Consider the following 15,481-nt stretch of genomic DNA (forward strand, 5'->3'; position numbering starts at 1 on the left):
CGGGGTCGGAAATCATCGCCCGCATGACCACGCGCTCGTACCTCATCCTGCACGGCTGGCAGAACCACCGGCCCGAGGGCCACTGGCAGCACTGGCTCGCCGGCCGGCTCACCGCCCTGGGCCACCGGGTCACCTACCCGCAGCTGCCCGACCCGGACGACCCGGACCTCGAGGTGTGGCTCGGCGAACTGGCCCGGCACCTGGAGGAGTTGGACGACTCCGGGGAGCGGGTCGTCGTGGCGCACAGCCTCTCCGCCGTGCTGTGGCTGCACGCCGCGGCCAGGGGCATCAAGCAGCAGAGGTACGCGGACCGGGTGCTGCTCGTCGCGCCGCCGTCCGGATCCGTCCTCGTCCGGTACCCGGAGGTGGCGGCCTTCGCACCGCCCGCCCCCGACTTCGTACCGCCCGGCGACACCCGGCTCGTCGCGGGCGACGACGACCCGTACTGCCCCGAGGGCGCCGACCGTCTCTTCGGTGCGCCGCTCGGCATTCCCACCGACATCGTCCCGGGCGCCGCGCACCTCGACCTGGACGCCGGTTACGGCTCCTGGCCGGGCGTCCTCGACTGGTGCCTGGACGGCGCGGTACCGCTCACGGCGCGTCCGGCAGCTCGGTAGCCCGGTCCCTCAGCTCGGGAGTCGTCGCCGCGACCGCCGCCACCGCCAGGACGCACATCACGCCGCCGGTGACCAGGGCGGTCGCGCCGGAGCTCCAGCCGGCGACCAGGCCGCCCCGGACGTTGCCGAGGCTGGGGCCCGCCTGGCCGACGATCGCCTCGGCCGCCGTGACCCGGCCGAGCAGCGCGTCCGGGGTACGGGTCTGCACGATCGTGGACCGGGAGACGACCGACGTGGCGTCCGCCGCCCCGGCCACGACGAGCAGCGCGAGGCCGATCCACGGGTCGGTCGACAGACCGAAGGCGACCAGGGCCGCGCCCCAGGTGGCGGAGGCGCACAGCATCACCGCGCCCGGCCGGCCGAGCCGGGTCACGGAGCCGGACAGTGCCGTCGCCGCGACGCCGCCCACCGCGAGGGCCGACAGGAGCAGGCCGAGGGTGCGCGGGCTGTTCCCGAACCGCTCTGCGTTGACCAGCGGGAAGAGGCTGACCGGGAACGACAGCACGGTGGCGGCGAGGTCGGTGATCAGCGCGCCCCGCACCACCCGGTGCCCGGCCAGGAACCGCAGCCCGTCCAGCACCCCGTGCATCCCCGCCCGCGACGGCTCGCCCTCCGGCGGCAGCGCGGGCAGCCCGAAGGCGCCGTAGAAGGCGAGACCGAAGCTGAGTGCGTCCAGCAGATAGCAGGCGCCGATGCCCAGCCAGCCCAGCAGCACACCGGCCAGGGCCGGGCCGAGCAGGAACATCGCCTGGCCGGTGATCTGGTTCAGGGCGAGACCGGCGGGCACCTGGTCCTTGGGCAGCAGCCGCGGCACGAAGACACCGGCCGCCGGGGCGCCGAGCGCGCCGAAGCCCGACTGGACGGCGACCAGCCCGAGCACCGTCACCACCGGGACATGCCCGGTGAAGCCCTGCACGGCCAGCAGCAGCGAGCAGGCGGCCTGGCCCACGGTGGCCGTCAGGAAGATCCGCCGCCGGTCCGCCCGGTCCACCCGGGCCCCCGCGAACAGCCCGAACACCACCAGCGGCAACGCCTGCGCCAGCCCGACCGCACCGGTCCACGCCGTACTGCGGGTCATGTCCCACACCTGGTACATGACCGTCACCAGCGTCATGGACCCACCGAGCAGAGACACGGTCCGCCCGACCAGCAGCCGCCGGAAGACGGGCGAGGTACGCAGCGGCCGTACGTCGATGAGCGAGCGGGCGAGGCTCATGAGAGCGAACGGGGGCAGGGGAGGGCACAGCGTGCGGGCGGCGGAATCACCGGGGGAGGCTATCGGGGGGCCTGGGGCCCGGCCAGCGAATTATCCGGGGGGCGGGCGCTCATCGGGCCCCAGGCACCGGTGCTCATCTCGCACCGGTGCCCGGAGTCGGCCTGATCCGCCGGACAGGTACTAGGCAGCCTCGCCCAGCAGGCGTACGAGGTGGTCGCGGCCCGCGCCCAGCAGGTCCGGGAGCGGGGCCGCCGCCTCGTACCAGCGCTTCTCGTACTCCCAGCACAGCCAGCCGTCCCAGCCGTGGCGGGAGAGGACGTCCACGCACTCGGTGAGCGGGAGGATGCCCGCGCCGAGCGGGAGCGGGGTGGTGTCGTCGGCCGAGGCGATGTCCTTGACCTGGACGTAGCCGAGGTGCGGGGCGAGTGCCGCATAGCTGTCCGAGGGCTGCTCGCCGCCCAGCCAGGTGTGCATCACGTCCCACAGCGCGCCCACCTGCCGGTGGCCCACCGGGCCGAGGACGCGGATCACGTCGGCGGCGGTGCGGTGCGAGTCGTGGGTCTCCAGCAGGATCCGGACACCGAGCGCCGAGGCGTCCTCGGCGGCGGTGCCCAGCCGCCGGGCGGCGATGGCGTCCGACTCCTCGCGGGGCCGGTCCGGGTCGGCGCCGGGGAAGACCCGGATGAACGGGGCGCCCAGGTCGTGGGCCAGCTGGAGGAGTTGACGGATCTCGTCGAGGACGGGGGTGTCGTCGCCGGGCGCGGCGACGCGCGCGTACCCGGCGAGGCCCAGCACTTCGACCCCGGCCGCCTTGAACAGCGCGGCCGTCTCGGCCCGCTCGGCGGCGGGGAGGCCCGGGTGCACCGGCTCCTCGGGATGGGTGCGCAGTTCGACGCCGTGGTAGCCGTGCGCGGTCGCGAGCGCCAGGACCTCAGGGACGGGCAGGCCGGGGACACCGAGAGTGGAGAACGCCAGCTTCATGCTCGGACCCTACTCGTCACACGCCCGATCCGGGCAGATCCAACCGCCAGTCCTGCCCCACCAGATCCTTGCCGAAGGAGCGGTGCGGCCGCTCGGCGACGAGTACGAACCCGTGCCGCCGGTAGAGATGCCGGGCGCTGCTGAGCACGTCGTTGGTCCACAGCACCAGGTCGCGGTAGCCGACTCCGCGCGCGAAGTCGACCACGGCCCGCACCAGCCGGTCACCGATGCCGTGCCCGCGCGCGTCGGGCTCCACGAGCAGCAGCCGCAGCCGCGCGGTGGCGGGAGCGTCGTCCCGCACGCACATCACACACCCCACCGCCCGCCCCTCCAGCTCCGCGATCCACACCCGCTCCAGATGCGGGTCGTGGTCCTCGGCGAAGTCGGCGACGATCCTCGCCACCAGCCCCTCGTAGTCGGCGTTCCAGCCGTACTCGGCCGCGTACAGGGCGGCGTTGCGCTGCACGATCCAGCCGAGGTCACCGGGCAGCGGCTCCCGCAGGACGACGTCACCCGGGATCCCCTGCTCGCCCCCGAGGATGCCCCGGATGGTCCGCATCGCCTCCGCCAGCCGCGGCCGGTCCTCCGGCGCCACGGTGTCCAGCAACGCCCCCACCGTCTCCCGCGCCCGCTCGTCCAGCAGCGCGGCGGCCTCGCGCCCGGCCGCGGTGAGCGTGACGCTCCTGCGGCGCGTATCCGCCGCGGACGTCCCGCGCTCGATCAGCCCCGCCTCCTCGAACTTGTTGAGGATGCGGCTCAGATAGCCGGCGTCCAGCGCGAGCCGGGTGCGCAGGTCGGCCGCGTCCAGATGCCGGGCGTGCGCGAGTTCGTACAGGACCCGGGACTCGGTGAGGGTGTACGGCGCGTAGAGGTGACGGCCGTAGTCGAGGGCGCCGATGACGCCGGTGTAGAAGCGGTTGAAGGCACGGACGTCCTGGACGGTCATGATCGCCCCCGGATACTTGACTCAGTCAGAGATACCGTTCCTCCGAGGCTAGGCCGAAGCGCCCGCGCCGTCCACCGTCTACGACTCCACGGCGGGCTGCCCCATGCCAGGGAAGCCCGCCCACGCCCGCCGTGGGACGGATGCACCACTAGACGCCGGCTATTAGCCGACGCGCCGAGGCACCCCCGTAGACCCCCGCACCATCAACTCCCCCCGCACCGAGGCAATCCCCCCGGGCGGCGGCTCCTCACGCCCCATCGCGATCCGCCCGGCCCGGGCCCCCGCCTCCGACAGCGGCAACCGCACCGTCGTGAGAGAAGGCACCGCGTCGATGCTGAACGGCAGGTCGTCGAACCCGGCCACCGACACGTCCTCGGGAATCCGCAGTCCCGATTCCCGCAGCGCGGCGCACGCGCCCACCGCGACGGAGTCGTTCGCGGCCACTATCGCGGTCAGGGACGGGTCCCGGCGCAGCAGTTCCAGCGTGGCCTCGTAGCCGGACCGGCGGTCGTAGCGGCCGTAGACCGTCCAGCGAGGGTCCTCCTCGATGCCCGCCGCCGCCAGCGCACTGCGGTGGCCCTCCAGGCGGTGCCGGGTGGTGGTCCGCTCCTCGGGGCCGCCGATGTAGCCGAGCCGGCGGTGGCCGAGGCCGATGAGGTGGTCCGTGAGGGCGCGGGCGCCGCCGCGGTTGTCGAAGGTCAGCGCGATGGCCTCGGTGTCCGGCGTCGGCGGCCGCCCGCACAGCACGACCCGGGTCCCGGCCTCCGCCAGCTTGCGCAGCTTCGCCGCCACCGCCGCCGCGTGCGGCGCGTTCTCCACGGCGCCGCCGGTCAGCACCACGGCCGCGGCCCGCTGCCGCTGCAGGAGGGTGAGGTACGTCAGTTCGCGCTCGGGCGAGCCGCCGGTGTTGCAGACGACCGCCAGGCGTTCGCCGCCCGCCCGGCCGCCCGGCCCGCCGATCTCGCCCTGGATCGCGGAGGCCATGATCCCGAAGAAGGGGTCCGCGATGTCGTTCACGAGGATGCCGACGAGGTCGGAGGTGGCCGCGGCGAGCGCGCTGGCCGGGCCGTTGAGGACGTAGTCCAGCTCGTCCACGGCCCGCAGCACCCGCTCGCGAGTGGAGGCGGCCACCGGGTAGTTCCCGTTCAGCACGCGCGACACCGTCGCGGGGGAGACCTGCGCGCGGGCCGCCACATCCGCCAGGGTCACCGTCATCTCGTCGTCCTCCGGTCGCGCATCTGATCGCGCATTGGTGCTCGTACTTCCACGTAGACAGGCCGGGCACGGTCACGGTTCCCGTGCGGTGTCGAGCAGACCTTAAGGCCAACGACCCCGGTTGTTCGCCCCCTCGAACAACTCGAAGAGGACACGGTCTTGTACAGACCCAGTTCAGAGGCTAGCTTCTCCAGATAGAAAGCGCTTGCTGCGCTTGCCGCTGACGGCGACGATGCTGATGCTGATCGGGGCGCCCGGCGCCCACGAAGGGGACTGACGTGACACGCAAGACGGTGCGTATCGCCATGAACGGCGTGACCGGGCGCATGGGCTACCGCCAGCACCTCGTCCGGTCGATCCTCGCCCTGCGCGAACAGGGCGGCCTCGACCTCGGCGACGGCACCGTGCTGTGGCCCGAGCCGATCCTGCTCGGCCGCCGCGAGCACGCCCTCAGGGAGATGGCCGACCGGCACGGCCTGGAGCATGTCTCCACCGACGTGGACGCCGTCCTCGCCGACCCGACCGTCGACATCTACTTCGACTCCCAGGTCACCTCGGCCCGCGAGGAGTCGATCAAGAAGGCCATCGCGGCCGGCAAGCACATCTACACCGAGAAGCCCACGGCCACGGGGCTGGAGGGCGCCCTGGAGCTGGCCCGCCTGGCCCAGGAGAAGGGCATCAGGCACGGCGTCGTCCAGGACAAGATCTTCCTCCCCGGCCTCCTGAAGCTGAAGCGCCTGATCGACGGCGGCTTCTTCGGGCGGATCCTGTCCATCCGGGGCGAGTTCGGCTACTGGGTCTTCGAGGGCGACTGGCAGCCCGCCCAGCGCCCCTCCTGGAACTACCGCGCCGAGGACGGCGGTGGCATCGTTGTCGACATGTTCCCGCACTGGGAATACGTGCTCCACGAGCTGTTCGGCCGGGTGACCTCCGTCCAGGCCCTGGCCACCACCCACATCGCGCAGCGCTGGGACGAGCACGGCAAGCCCTACGACGCGACGGCCGACGACGCCGCCTACGGCATCTTCGAGCTGGAGGGCGGCGCGATCGCCCAGATCAACTCCTCGTGGGCGGTCCGCGTCAACCGCGACGAGCTGGTGGAGTTCCAGGTGGACGGCACCGAGGGCTCGGCGGTCGCCGGCCTGCGCAACTGCCGTGCCCAGCACCGCAGCGCGACCCCCAAGCCGGTCTGGAACCCGGACATCCCCGCCACCGAGGTCTTCCGCGACCAGTGGCAGGAGGTGCCGGACAACGCCGAGTTCGACAACGGCTTCAAGGCCCAGTGGGAGCTGTTCCTGAAGCACGTCTACGCCGACGCGCCGTACCACTGGGACCTCCTGGCCGGCGCCCGCGGCGTCCAGCTCGCCGAGCTGGGCCTGAAGTCCTCGGCCGAGGGCCGCCGTCTCGACGTGCCGGAGATCGCGCTGTGACCATCCAACTTCCTCTTGTGAACGGCGCCCTGAGGACGTACGAGCCCCGGACCGAACCGCTCGCGCTGACGCCCGGCACCCCCTTCACCTCCCGTACGGTCTTCTCGGCGGCGCACGTCGTGGCCGACCCGTTCGCGGACACGACCCCCGACTCGCCGGCCGCCGTCGACTGGGACGCCACCCTCGCCTTCCGCCGCCACCTGTGGTCCCACGGGCTCGGTGTCGCCGAGGCGATGGACACCGCCCAGCGCGGGATGGGCCTGGACTGGGCGGGCGCGGCCGAGCTGATCCGCCGGTCGGCGGCGGAGGCGCACAGCGTGGGTGGCCGGATCGCCTGTGGTGTCGGCACCGATCAGATCACCGGCGGCACCCTGGCCGAGATCCGCGCGGCCTACGAGGAGCAGCTCGCGGTCGTGGAGGAGGCGGGCGCGCAGGCCATCCTGATGGCGTCCAGGGCGCTCGCGGCCACCGCTCGCGGCCCCGAGGACTACCTGGAGATCTACGGCCACCTCCTCCGCCAGGCCGCCGATCCGGTGGTCCTGCACTGGCTGGGCCCGATGTTCGACCCGGCACTGGAGGGCTACTGGGGGTCGTCCGACCTGGACGCGGCGACGGACACCTTCCTGGAGGTGATCTCGGCGCACCCGGACAAGGTGGACGGCATCAAGGTCTCCCTCCTGGACGCCCAGCGCGAGATCGACCTGCGCCGCCGCCTCCCGCAGGGCGTGCGCTGCTACACCGGGGACGACTTCAACTACCCCGAGCTGATCGCGGGCGACGAGCAGGGCTTCAGTCACGCCCTGCTCGGCATCTTCGACCCGCTGGGGCCCCTGGCGGCCGAAGCCGTCCGCGTCCTGGACACGGGCGACACGCCGGGCTTCCGCGCCCTGCTCGACCCCACCGTGGAGTTGTCCCGCCACCTCTTCCAGGCCCCGACCCGCTTCTACAAGACCGGAGTGGTGTTCCTGGCCTGGCTCGCGGGCCACCAGTCCCACTTCACGATGGTCGGCGGCCTCCAGTCGGCCCGCTCGCTGCCCCACTTCGCCCGCGCCTACGAACTCGCCGACGGCCTCGGCCTGTTCCCGGACCCGAAACTGGCCGAGGAACGCATGAAGAACCTGCTGTCGCTGTACGGGGTGAACCAGTGAGCACCGGACTCGAACGCTTCTCCATCAACCAGATGACGGTCAAGCAGCTGTCCCTCCCCGAACTGGTGGACAGCTGCGTGCAGTTGGGCGTACCGGGAGTGGGCCTGTGGCGCGAGCCGGTCCAGTCGTACGGCGTGGAGGCGACCGCCAAGCTGGTCCGTGACGCGGGCCTGACGGTGACGACCCTGTGCCGTGGCGGCTTCTTCACGGCGATCGACCCGGCCGAGCGGGAGCAGGCCCTGGCCGACAACCGCCGGGCGATCGACGAGGCGGCCGCGCTCGGCACGGACACCCTGGTCCTGGTCTCGGGCGGCCTGCCCGCGGGCTCGCGCGACCTGCACGGCGCCCGCGAGCGCATCGCCGACGCGCTCGCGGAACTGGGCCCGTACGCCGAGGAACACGGCGTACGCCTCGCCATCGAACCCCTGCACCCCATGTACGCGTCCGACCGCTGCGTGGTCTCCACCCTCGCCCAGGCCCTGGACCTCGCCGAGCGTTTCCCGGCGCACCAGGTGGGCGTGACCGTGGACACGTACCACATCTGGTGGGACGACCGGGCCCCCGCCCAGATCGCCCGGGCAGGCGCGGGCGGCCGCATCCACACCTTCCAGCTGGCCGACTGGACCACCCCCCTGCCCGAGGGCGTCCTCACCGGCCGCGGCCAGATCGGCGACGGCGCGATCGACATGCGGGAGTGGAAGGGGTACGTGGAGGCGGCCGGTTACACGGGCCCGATCGAGGTCGAGCTGTTCAACGAGGAGCTGTGGGCCAGGGACGGGCGGGAGGTGCTGGCGGAGACGGCGGAACGGTTCGTGACGCACGTCGCCGGTTGACCGCCGAGGGGCCCCCGCCCGGGTGGCAGGGGCCCGACACGTCACTCCGTGCCGAACCACGCCTCCGCGAGCGAGGGCAGCGTCTCCTCGGCGGGCGCGCGCAGTTCGCTCAGGTACCAGGGAAGGTCGCTGTACACGTGCAGCAGGGTGTACGCGAGCAGTTGGGGCGGCTCGAAGGTGTGGCCGTAGGCCCCGGCGAGCCGGGCCAGCAGGTGCGGGTCGCCGCGGGTGACGAACAGGCCGACGGCCACGAAGTCGTAGGCGCGGTCGCCGATCATGGCCGGTTCGAAGTCGAAGAGCCCGGTCAGACGCCAGCCGTCGGGATCGACGAGGAAGTGCTGCAGCATGACCTCGGTGTGCAGCAGGGAACGGTGTGGGGCGCGCGGCAGCGGGACCGAGGCGAGGAAGTCCGGGATCTGCTCCAGCCAGGCGGCCGGCAGTCCCTCGGCGCGCTGCTGTGCCACGGCTCCGACGGCCCGGCGGTCCAGGAAGGCGCCCCAGTCGCCGGGGCCGAGGACGTCCGCGAGGGGGTCGGGGTCGAGGGAGTGCAGCACCGCCAGGGTCTCGCCGATCTCGGTGACGAGCCGGTCGCGGTGGCCGCGCGGCACCCGGTCCCAGACGTGGGCCAGGTTCTCGCCGCGCAGGCGGGACATCAGGACGTAGTGCCAGCCGTTCTCGTAGGGGCCGAATTCACGTACCCGCGGGGTCGGTACCGGCAGCCGTCCCTGGAGGTGGGCGAGGACGCGGCCTTCGGCGACGCCGGCCTCTGCGGCGGCTCCGGGGAACAGCTTGAGCACGTGCTCGTCACCCACCGCGTAGACCGGCTGCGAGCCGTCCGCGAACCGGGTCAGCGGTGCGCCGGCGAGGCCGAGGCGGGCACAGAGGTCCTTCAGCATGACCGGGACCGTAGGCCACCGGTTTGCGGTGAGCAACGGAATTCGGCGGCCGTCGCAGGTACCCGCGAAAATCACGAGTGGGCGTGCAACCCTCCCCCCACCTCGCGTGTCGTACTTCGCATCAGGACCTCCAGGGGAGGGACCCGGGGGGGATCGCGAGGTTCTGATACGGAGGGGAAAGCCGAGGGGGCGTACCCGGTCGACGGACCGGGTACGCCCCCTCGAAACGTCAGGGCGTCGCCGACTTCAGGACCTCAGTCGGTGACTTCAGGGCCTCAGAAGAACACCCCGCACCGCAACAGCACGTTCGCGTACGGCCGTGCCTCCCCGGTGCGCACCACCAGCCGCGCCCCCGCCGACAGCTCCTTCAGCCGCTCGTGCGGGACCAGCGCCAGGCCGGGGAAGTGCCCGTCCAGCAGCGCGGCCGCCGCCGGATTCGCGCCCCGTACCTGCTCCGCCGCCGTGGCCCCCTCCACCACCAGCTCGGCCAGCAGCCCGTCCAGCACCTCGGCGAAGGACGGGACACCGGCGCGGAAGGCGAGGTCCACCACCCGGGGACCGTCCGGGATCGGCATGCCCGCGTCGCACACCAGCACCTCGTCGCCGTGTCCCAACTCGGCGAGCGCACCGGACAGATGACGGTTGAGAATGCCCGCCTTCTTCACCGCGCGTCGACCTCCGAGGCCGTCGGGTACGACTCCTGCGCGCCCCGTTTCGTCACCGCGGCCGCCCCGACCCGGGCCGCGTAGGCGGCGGCCTCGGCCAGTGCGGAACCCGCGCCCAGCTTCCAGGCCAGGGCCGCCGTGAACGCGTCGCCCGCCCCCGTCGTGTCCACCGCGTCCACCTTCACCGACGGCACCCGGGTCACCCCGGAGGAGTCGCACACCAGCGCCCCCTCCGCGCCCAGCGTCACGACCACCGAGCGCGGGCCCTTGGCCAGCAGCAGCCGCGCCCAGTCCTCGGGCTCCTCGCCGACGGCGGAGTCGCCGAGGAGCACCCGGGCCTCGTGCTCGTTGACGATCAGCGGGTCGCAGGCGGCCAGCACCTCTGTGGGCAGCGGGCGCGGCGGGGACGGGTTCAGCACGAACCGGCTGCCCTCGGCGAGGTTCCGTACGACCTCCACGACCGTCTCCAGCGGGATCTCCAGCTGCGCCGACACCACCCGCGAGGCGAGGAAGAGGCTGACGGCGGCCCGGACGTCGGCCGGTGCCAGACGGGCGTTGGCGCCGGGGGAGACCACGATGCTGTTGTCCCCGGAGGGGTCGACGGTGATGAGCGCGACGCCCGTCGGCGCCCCGCCCACCAGCACGCCCACCGTGTCCACCCCGGACGCCCGCTGCGAGTCGAGCAGCAGCCGGCCGTGGGCGTCGTCGCCGACCCGGGCCAGCAGTGCCGTACGCGCCCCGAGCCGGGCGGCCGCGACCGCCTGGTTGGCGCCCTTGCCGCCCGGGTGGACGGCGAGGTCGCCGCCGAGCACCGTCTCGCCGGCGGCCGGCCGCCGCTCGACGCCTATCACCAGGTCGGCGTTGGCCGAACCCACGACCAGGAGGTCGTAGTCGTACATGAAAAGACTCCCTAGGGAAACGAGTTGAGGCGGCCGGGGCTCGCTCTGAGCCACCGGCCGCCTCCGAGGTACCTCAGCCGGTGAACCCGGCGACGTTCTCCTTCGTGACCACCTTCACCGGCACCTTCACCGTCGACTCCACCTTCTTGCCCTGGATCGCCCGCAGCGCGTTGTCCACGGCGATCCTGCCCAGCTGCGACGGCTGCTGCGCCACTGACGCGTACAGCGTGCCGTCCTTGACCGCCGTCAGACCGTCCGGAGTTCCGTCGAAGCCGACGATCTGGACCGACGTGCCGGCCTTGGAGCCCAGCGCCTTGATCGCGCCGAGGGCCATCTCGTCGTTGGCGGCGATGACACCCTGGACGTCCGGGTGGGCCTGGAGCAGGTTCGACATCACGTCGAGGCCCTTGGTGCGGTCGAAGTCAGCGGGCTGCTGGGCCAGGACCTGGATGCCCGGGTAGGCCTTCAGACCCTTGGCGAAACCTTCCGCCCGCTCGCGGGCCGCGGAGGTGCCCGCCTGGCCCTGCAGGATCACGATCCTGCCCTTGCCGCCCAGCTTCTCGGCGACCGTCTTCGCGGCCAGCTCACCGCCGGCGACGTTGTCGGAGGCCACCAGGGCGTCCACCGTGGCCTTGTTGACGCCCCGGTCGACCGCGACGACCGGGATCCGGGCCTGGTCGGCGGCCTTCACCGAGTTGCTCGCCGCGTCCGAGTCCACCGGGTTGACGATGATCGCGCCGAGGTTCGAACTGGTGAAGTTCTGCAGCTGGTTGGCCTGCTGGGAGGCGTCGTTCTGGGCGTCCGTGACGGTCAGGTCCACGCCCAGCTTCTTCGCCTCGGCCTGGGCACCGGACCGGATCTGCACGAAGAAGGGGTTGTTGAGGGTGGAGAGGGAGAGGCCCATCTTCGGGGTCGTCGTGGCGGAGGAGCCGCTGTGCAGGAAGGAGGTGGCACCCACGATCGCGACCGTGACCACCGCCGCGAGCGCGTACGTCCCCGCCTGCTTGCCCTTGCCGCCACCCGCGCCGGCGGCCACCGGGGCCGCACCCGCCTTGCGCCGCAGGGTGTCGAGCAGCACCGCCAGCGCGATGACCACACCGATGACCACCTGCTGCCAGAAGGCGGAGACGTTCAGCAGGTTCAGGCCGTTCCTCAGCACAGCCAGGATCAGCGCACCGATCAGGGTGCCGGACGCCTTGCCCGCGCCGCCCGCCAGCGACGCCCCGCCGATGACGACCGCGGCGATCGCGTCCAGCTCGTAGCCGTCGGCGGCCTGCGGCTGGGCGGAGGAGAGGCGGGCGGCCAGCACGATGCCGGCGACCGCGGCGAACAGGCCGGAGAACGCGTAGATGGCGAGCTTCTGCTTCTTCACCCGGAGGCCGGACAGACGCGCAGCCTCCTCGTTGCCGCCGATCGCGTACATGGAGCGCCCGATGTACGTCCGGCCGAGCACGAACGCGGCCACCAGCCCCATGACGACCATGACCAGCACCGGCACCGGCAGCCAGCCGCCGAGCGTGTCACCGAGGTGCGAGACCGAGCCGGGGAAGGCGATCGGGGAGCCCCCGCTGATGACCAGCGACAGACCGCGCGCCACCGACAGCATGGCGAGCGTCGCGATGAACGGCGGCAGCTTGCCGTACGCGATCAGGAAGCCGTTGACCAGACCGGCCACGATGCCGGTGGCGACCGCCAGGACCACGGCCAGGAAGACCGGCACGCCGTGCGAAGTCGCGCTCCAGGCGAGCACGGTGGCCGACAGGGCCGCCACCGAGCCGACCGACAGGTCGATGCCCGCCGACACGATCACGAAGGTCACACCGAACGCCAGGATCGCCGTCACGGCCGCCTGGACACCGACGTTGAGCAGGTTGTCCGTCGTCAGGAAGTCACCGGACAGCGCCGACAGGGCGATGACCAGGACGATCAGCGCGGTGAGCGCGCCGTTGTCGAGCAGGAGGCGGCGCAGGCCGGCCGGGGCGCCACCCGCGCCCGTCGTGCTCTTGAGCGTGTCAGTGGCCACCGGTGGCCTCCAGTTCGGTAGTAGGGGTGCTCACGGCGAGGGACATCACCGCGTCCTGCGTGGCCTCGTCGGCGGAGAGTTCACCCGCGATCCGGCCCTGGGCCATCACCAGCACCCGGTCGCTCATGCCGAGCACCTCGGGCAGGTCGCTGGAGATCATCAGGACGGCGGCTCCCGCGGCCGTCAGCTCGTTGATCAGCTGGTAGATCTCGACCTTGGCGCCGACGTCGATACCGCGCGTCGGCTCGTCGAGGATCAGCACCTTGGTGTCGGCGAGGAGCCACTTGCCGATGACGACCTTCTGCTGGTTGCCGCCGGAGAGGGTCCGCACGTGCTGGGCCAGCCCGGCCATCCGCACGCCCAGCTGCCCGGCGATCCGCCCGGCCGCCTCGCGCTGCCCCTTGATGTCGACGAGCCCGGCCCGGGTCGCCTTCCGCATGGTCACCAGGCCGAGGTTCTCCTCGACGGAGGCGTCCAGCACCAGCCCCTGGCCCTTGCGGTCCTCGGGTACGAGGCCGATCCCGGCCGCCATGGCCGCGTTCACGTCGTGCCGCCTCAACTCGCTGCCGGAGACCTTCACGGCCCCCTTGTCGTACGGATCCGCGCCGAACACGGCCCGTACGACCTCGGTCCGCCCCGCGCCGACCAGACCTGCGATGCCGACGACCTCACCGGCCCGCACCTCGAAGCTCACGTCGTGGAACACACCGTCCCGGGTCAGCCCCTCGACGGTGAGCAACGCGGCTCCCTGCTCGGCCCGTTCGCGCGGGTACTGCTGCTCGATGGAGCGGCCCACCATGAGCCGTACGAGTTCGTCCTCGGGAGTGGACGCGGGGACCTGCCCGACGCTCTTGCCGTCCCGGATGACCGTGACCCGGTCGCCGAGGGCGGCGATCTCCTCCAGGTGGTGGGTGATGAAGACGATCCCGACACCGTCCGCCCGCAGCGAGCGCACGATCGCGAAGAGCTTCTCGACCTCCTCCGAGGTGAGCACGGCGGTCGGCTCGTCCATGATGAGCACGCGCGCGTCGAGGCTCAGCGCCTTGGCGATCTCGACCATCTGGAGGCGGGCGATACCGAGTTCGCGCACACGCGCGCGGGGGGACACGTTCACGCCCACGCGCGCGAGGAGCACCTCGGCGTCGGCCTCCATCCGCCCCCGGTCGATCATCCCGAACCGGCGCGGCTGGCGGCCCAGGAAGATGTTCTCGGCGACCGTCAGATCGGGAACGAGGTTGAACTCCTGGTAGATGGTGGCGATCCCGAGGCGCTCGGAGTCCTGCGCACCGTGGATGCGCACCTCCTCGCCGCCGGCCAGGATCCGCCCGGCGTCGGGCGTGTAGGCACCGGAGAGCATCTTGATGAGCGTACTCTTGCCCGCGCCGTTCTCACCGAGCAGCACGTGCACCTCGCCCCGGCGCAGGTCGAAGTCGACGCCGTCCAGCGCCACCACACCCGGGAAGGTCTTGCGTATGCCCTCGATGCGCAGCAACTCGTCCGGGTTGCTCACGACGTGCTCCTTTGCACTGGGGAGGGGGACGGCTCCTGGGGAGCCGGCTCGCCGCACGAGCGGCGTACGACGAGACGGGCGGCGAAGGTGACGGACGCGGGGACGTCCCGCCCCTCGATGCGGTCCACCAGGGCCCGTACGGCGGCCCGGCCCAGCTCGCCCGTGGGCTGGGCGATCGCGGTGATCGGCGGATCGGTGTGCACGAACCACGGGATGTCGTCGAACGCGGCCAGCGCGATGTCGTCCGGGACGCGCAGCCCGCGCGCGCGGATCGCGTCCAGGGCACCGAGTGCCATCAGGTTGTCCGCGGCGAAGACGACTTCGGGCGGCTCGGGCAGGTCGAGGAAGCCCTCGGTGACCCGCCGGCCGCTCTCTGCCTGGAAGTCGCCCTGGCCGATGTAGGCGTCCGGGAGCGGAAGACCGTACTCGGCCATGGCCGCCCGGAAGGCCTCGACGCGCTCGCTGCCGGTCGTGGTCGCCGCCGGCCCCGCGATGATCGCGAGCCGCCGGTGCCCGAGCCCGTGCAGATGCGCGACGAGATCCCGTACGGCCGCGCGTCCGTCGGCCCGTACGACCGGTACCTCGACGCCCGGGATCCACCGGTCCACGAAGACCATCGGCGTCCCCGCGCGCGCGGCGTCCAGCATCAGCGGGGAGCCGCCGTCGGTGGGGGAGACGAGCAGGCCGTCGATCCGGCGGTCCAGCAGGGTCCGTACGTGGTGGTCCTGCAGGTCCGGCCGCTCGTCGGCGTTGCCGATGATCACGCTGTAGCCGAGGGCGCGGGCCTCCTCCTCGACGGAGCGGGCCAGCTCGGTGAAGTACGGGTTGAGTACGTCGCTGATGACCAGGCCGAGGGTGTGTGTCTGGTCGGTGCGCAGGGAACGGGCGACGGCGTTCGGGCGGTAGCCCAGCGCCTCGACGGCGGCCAGTACGCGCGTGCGTGCGTCCGCGCTGACCGACGGGTGCTCGTTCAGGACGCGCGACACCGTGGCGACGGACACGCCTGCCGCGGCGGCCACGTCCTTGATGCTCGCCATCGCCGGCTCCACCTCCTCGTGGAATCGTTTACATCAATACGTACGGAGGATTGGAATCGATTACA

Annotated in this window: 14 protein-coding genes; 4 read left to right on the forward strand and 10 right to left on the reverse strand. The window is 72.4% G+C overall.

What is annotated here, in order from left to right; all coding sequences use genetic code 11:
• The first annotated feature begins 23 nt into the window (after positions 1–23).
• The gene (locus CRP49_RS19385; RefSeq protein WP_097254504.1) at positions 24–617 is read left to right on the forward strand and encodes an alpha/beta hydrolase; all 594 of its coding nucleotides are present in this window, start codon (positions 24–26) and stop codon (positions 615–617) included.
• On the opposite strand, the gene CRP49_RS19390 is transcribed toward CRP49_RS19385, so the two are convergent.
• The 4 genes from CRP49_RS19390 to CRP49_RS19405 all read right to left on the reverse strand — a co-directional run bounded on the left by CRP49_RS19390 (position 592) and on the right by CRP49_RS19405 (position 4,975).
• Complete coding sequence (locus CRP49_RS19390; RefSeq protein WP_097254505.1) at positions 592–1,833, reverse strand: MFS transporter; 1,242 nt, start codon at positions 1,831–1,833, stop codon at positions 592–594. The genes CRP49_RS19385 and CRP49_RS19390 overlap by 26 nt on opposite strands.
• A gap of 180 nt (positions 1,834–2,013) precedes the next feature.
• Positions 2,014–2,814 carry a sugar phosphate isomerase/epimerase gene (locus CRP49_RS19395; protein ID WP_097254506.1) on the reverse strand — a complete coding sequence of 267 codons (801 nt, stop codon included), beginning with the start codon at positions 2,812–2,814 and terminating at the stop codon, positions 2,014–2,016.
• A 16-nt stretch (positions 2,815–2,830) separates the two neighbouring features.
• The gene (locus tag CRP49_RS19400; protein WP_097254507.1) at positions 2,831–3,760 is read right to left on the reverse strand and encodes a bifunctional helix-turn-helix transcriptional regulator/GNAT family N-acetyltransferase; all 930 of its coding nucleotides are present in this window, start codon (positions 3,758–3,760) and stop codon (positions 2,831–2,833) included.
• 162 nt (positions 3,761–3,922) lie between these two features.
• Entirely contained in the window at positions 3,923–4,975 is a 1,053-nt protein-coding gene (locus CRP49_RS19405) for a LacI family DNA-binding transcriptional regulator (protein WP_097254508.1), read from the reverse strand.
• Positions 4,976–5,253: 278 nt separating this feature from the next.
• On the opposite strand from CRP49_RS19405, the gene CRP49_RS19410 reads away from it, so the two are divergent.
• The 3 genes from CRP49_RS19410 to CRP49_RS19420 are packed head-to-tail and all read left to right on the forward strand — an operon-like array spanning position 5,254 to position 8,386.
• Entirely contained in the window at positions 5,254–6,405 is a 1,152-nt protein-coding gene (locus CRP49_RS19410) for a Gfo/Idh/MocA family protein (protein WP_097254509.1), read from the forward strand.
• Positions 6,402–7,553: a dihydrodipicolinate synthase family protein gene (locus CRP49_RS19415; RefSeq protein ID WP_097254510.1), complete on the forward strand. Its 1,152-nt coding sequence runs from the start codon at positions 6,402–6,404 to the stop codon at positions 7,551–7,553. Before CRP49_RS19410 ends, CRP49_RS19415 begins: the two co-directional genes overlap by 4 nt.
• 32 nt (positions 7,554–7,585) lie before the next feature.
• Positions 7,586–8,386 carry a sugar phosphate isomerase/epimerase gene (locus CRP49_RS19420; RefSeq protein ID WP_097257447.1) on the forward strand — a complete coding sequence of 267 codons (801 nt, stop codon included), beginning with the start codon at positions 7,586–7,588 and terminating at the stop codon, positions 8,384–8,386.
• 41 nt (positions 8,387–8,427) lie between these two features.
• On the opposite strand, the gene CRP49_RS19425 is transcribed toward CRP49_RS19420, so the two are convergent.
• The 6 genes from CRP49_RS19425 to CRP49_RS19450 form a co-directional block, all read right to left on the reverse strand.
• Positions 8,428–9,282: a phosphotransferase family protein gene (locus tag CRP49_RS19425; RefSeq protein ID WP_097254511.1), complete on the reverse strand. Its 855-nt coding sequence runs from the start codon at positions 9,280–9,282 to the stop codon at positions 8,428–8,430.
• A 275-nt stretch (positions 9,283–9,557) separates the two neighbouring features.
• A complete protein-coding gene (rbsD, locus tag CRP49_RS19430; RefSeq protein WP_097254512.1) occupies positions 9,558–9,947 on the reverse strand; it encodes a D-ribose pyranase in 390 nt (129 codons plus the stop codon).
• On the reverse strand, positions 9,944–10,846 hold the full coding sequence (locus CRP49_RS19435; RefSeq protein WP_097254513.1) for a ribokinase: 903 nt from the start codon (positions 10,844–10,846) through the stop codon (positions 9,944–9,946). The genes rbsD and CRP49_RS19435 overlap by 4 nt, the downstream gene beginning before the upstream one ends.
• A 73-nt stretch (positions 10,847–10,919) precedes the next feature.
• The gene (locus CRP49_RS19440; protein WP_097254514.1) at positions 10,920–12,869 is read right to left on the reverse strand and encodes a substrate-binding domain-containing protein; all 1,950 of its coding nucleotides are present in this window, start codon (positions 12,867–12,869) and stop codon (positions 10,920–10,922) included.
• A complete protein-coding gene (locus tag CRP49_RS19445) occupies positions 12,859–14,379 on the reverse strand; it encodes a sugar ABC transporter ATP-binding protein (protein ID WP_097254515.1) in 1,521 nt (506 codons plus the stop codon). The genes CRP49_RS19440 and CRP49_RS19445 overlap by 11 nt, the downstream gene beginning before the upstream one ends.
• Positions 14,376–15,416 carry a LacI family DNA-binding transcriptional regulator gene (locus CRP49_RS19450; RefSeq protein ID WP_097254516.1) on the reverse strand — a complete coding sequence of 347 codons (1,041 nt, stop codon included), beginning with the start codon at positions 15,414–15,416 and terminating at the stop codon, positions 14,376–14,378. Before CRP49_RS19450 ends, CRP49_RS19445 begins: the two co-directional genes overlap by 4 nt.
• Positions 15,417–15,481: the final 65 nt, after the last annotated feature.

The organism is Streptomyces sp. Ag109_G2-15 (assembly GCF_900215565.1).
GTDB lineage: Bacteria > Actinomycetota > Actinomycetes > Streptomycetales > Streptomycetaceae > Streptomyces > Streptomyces diastatochromogenes.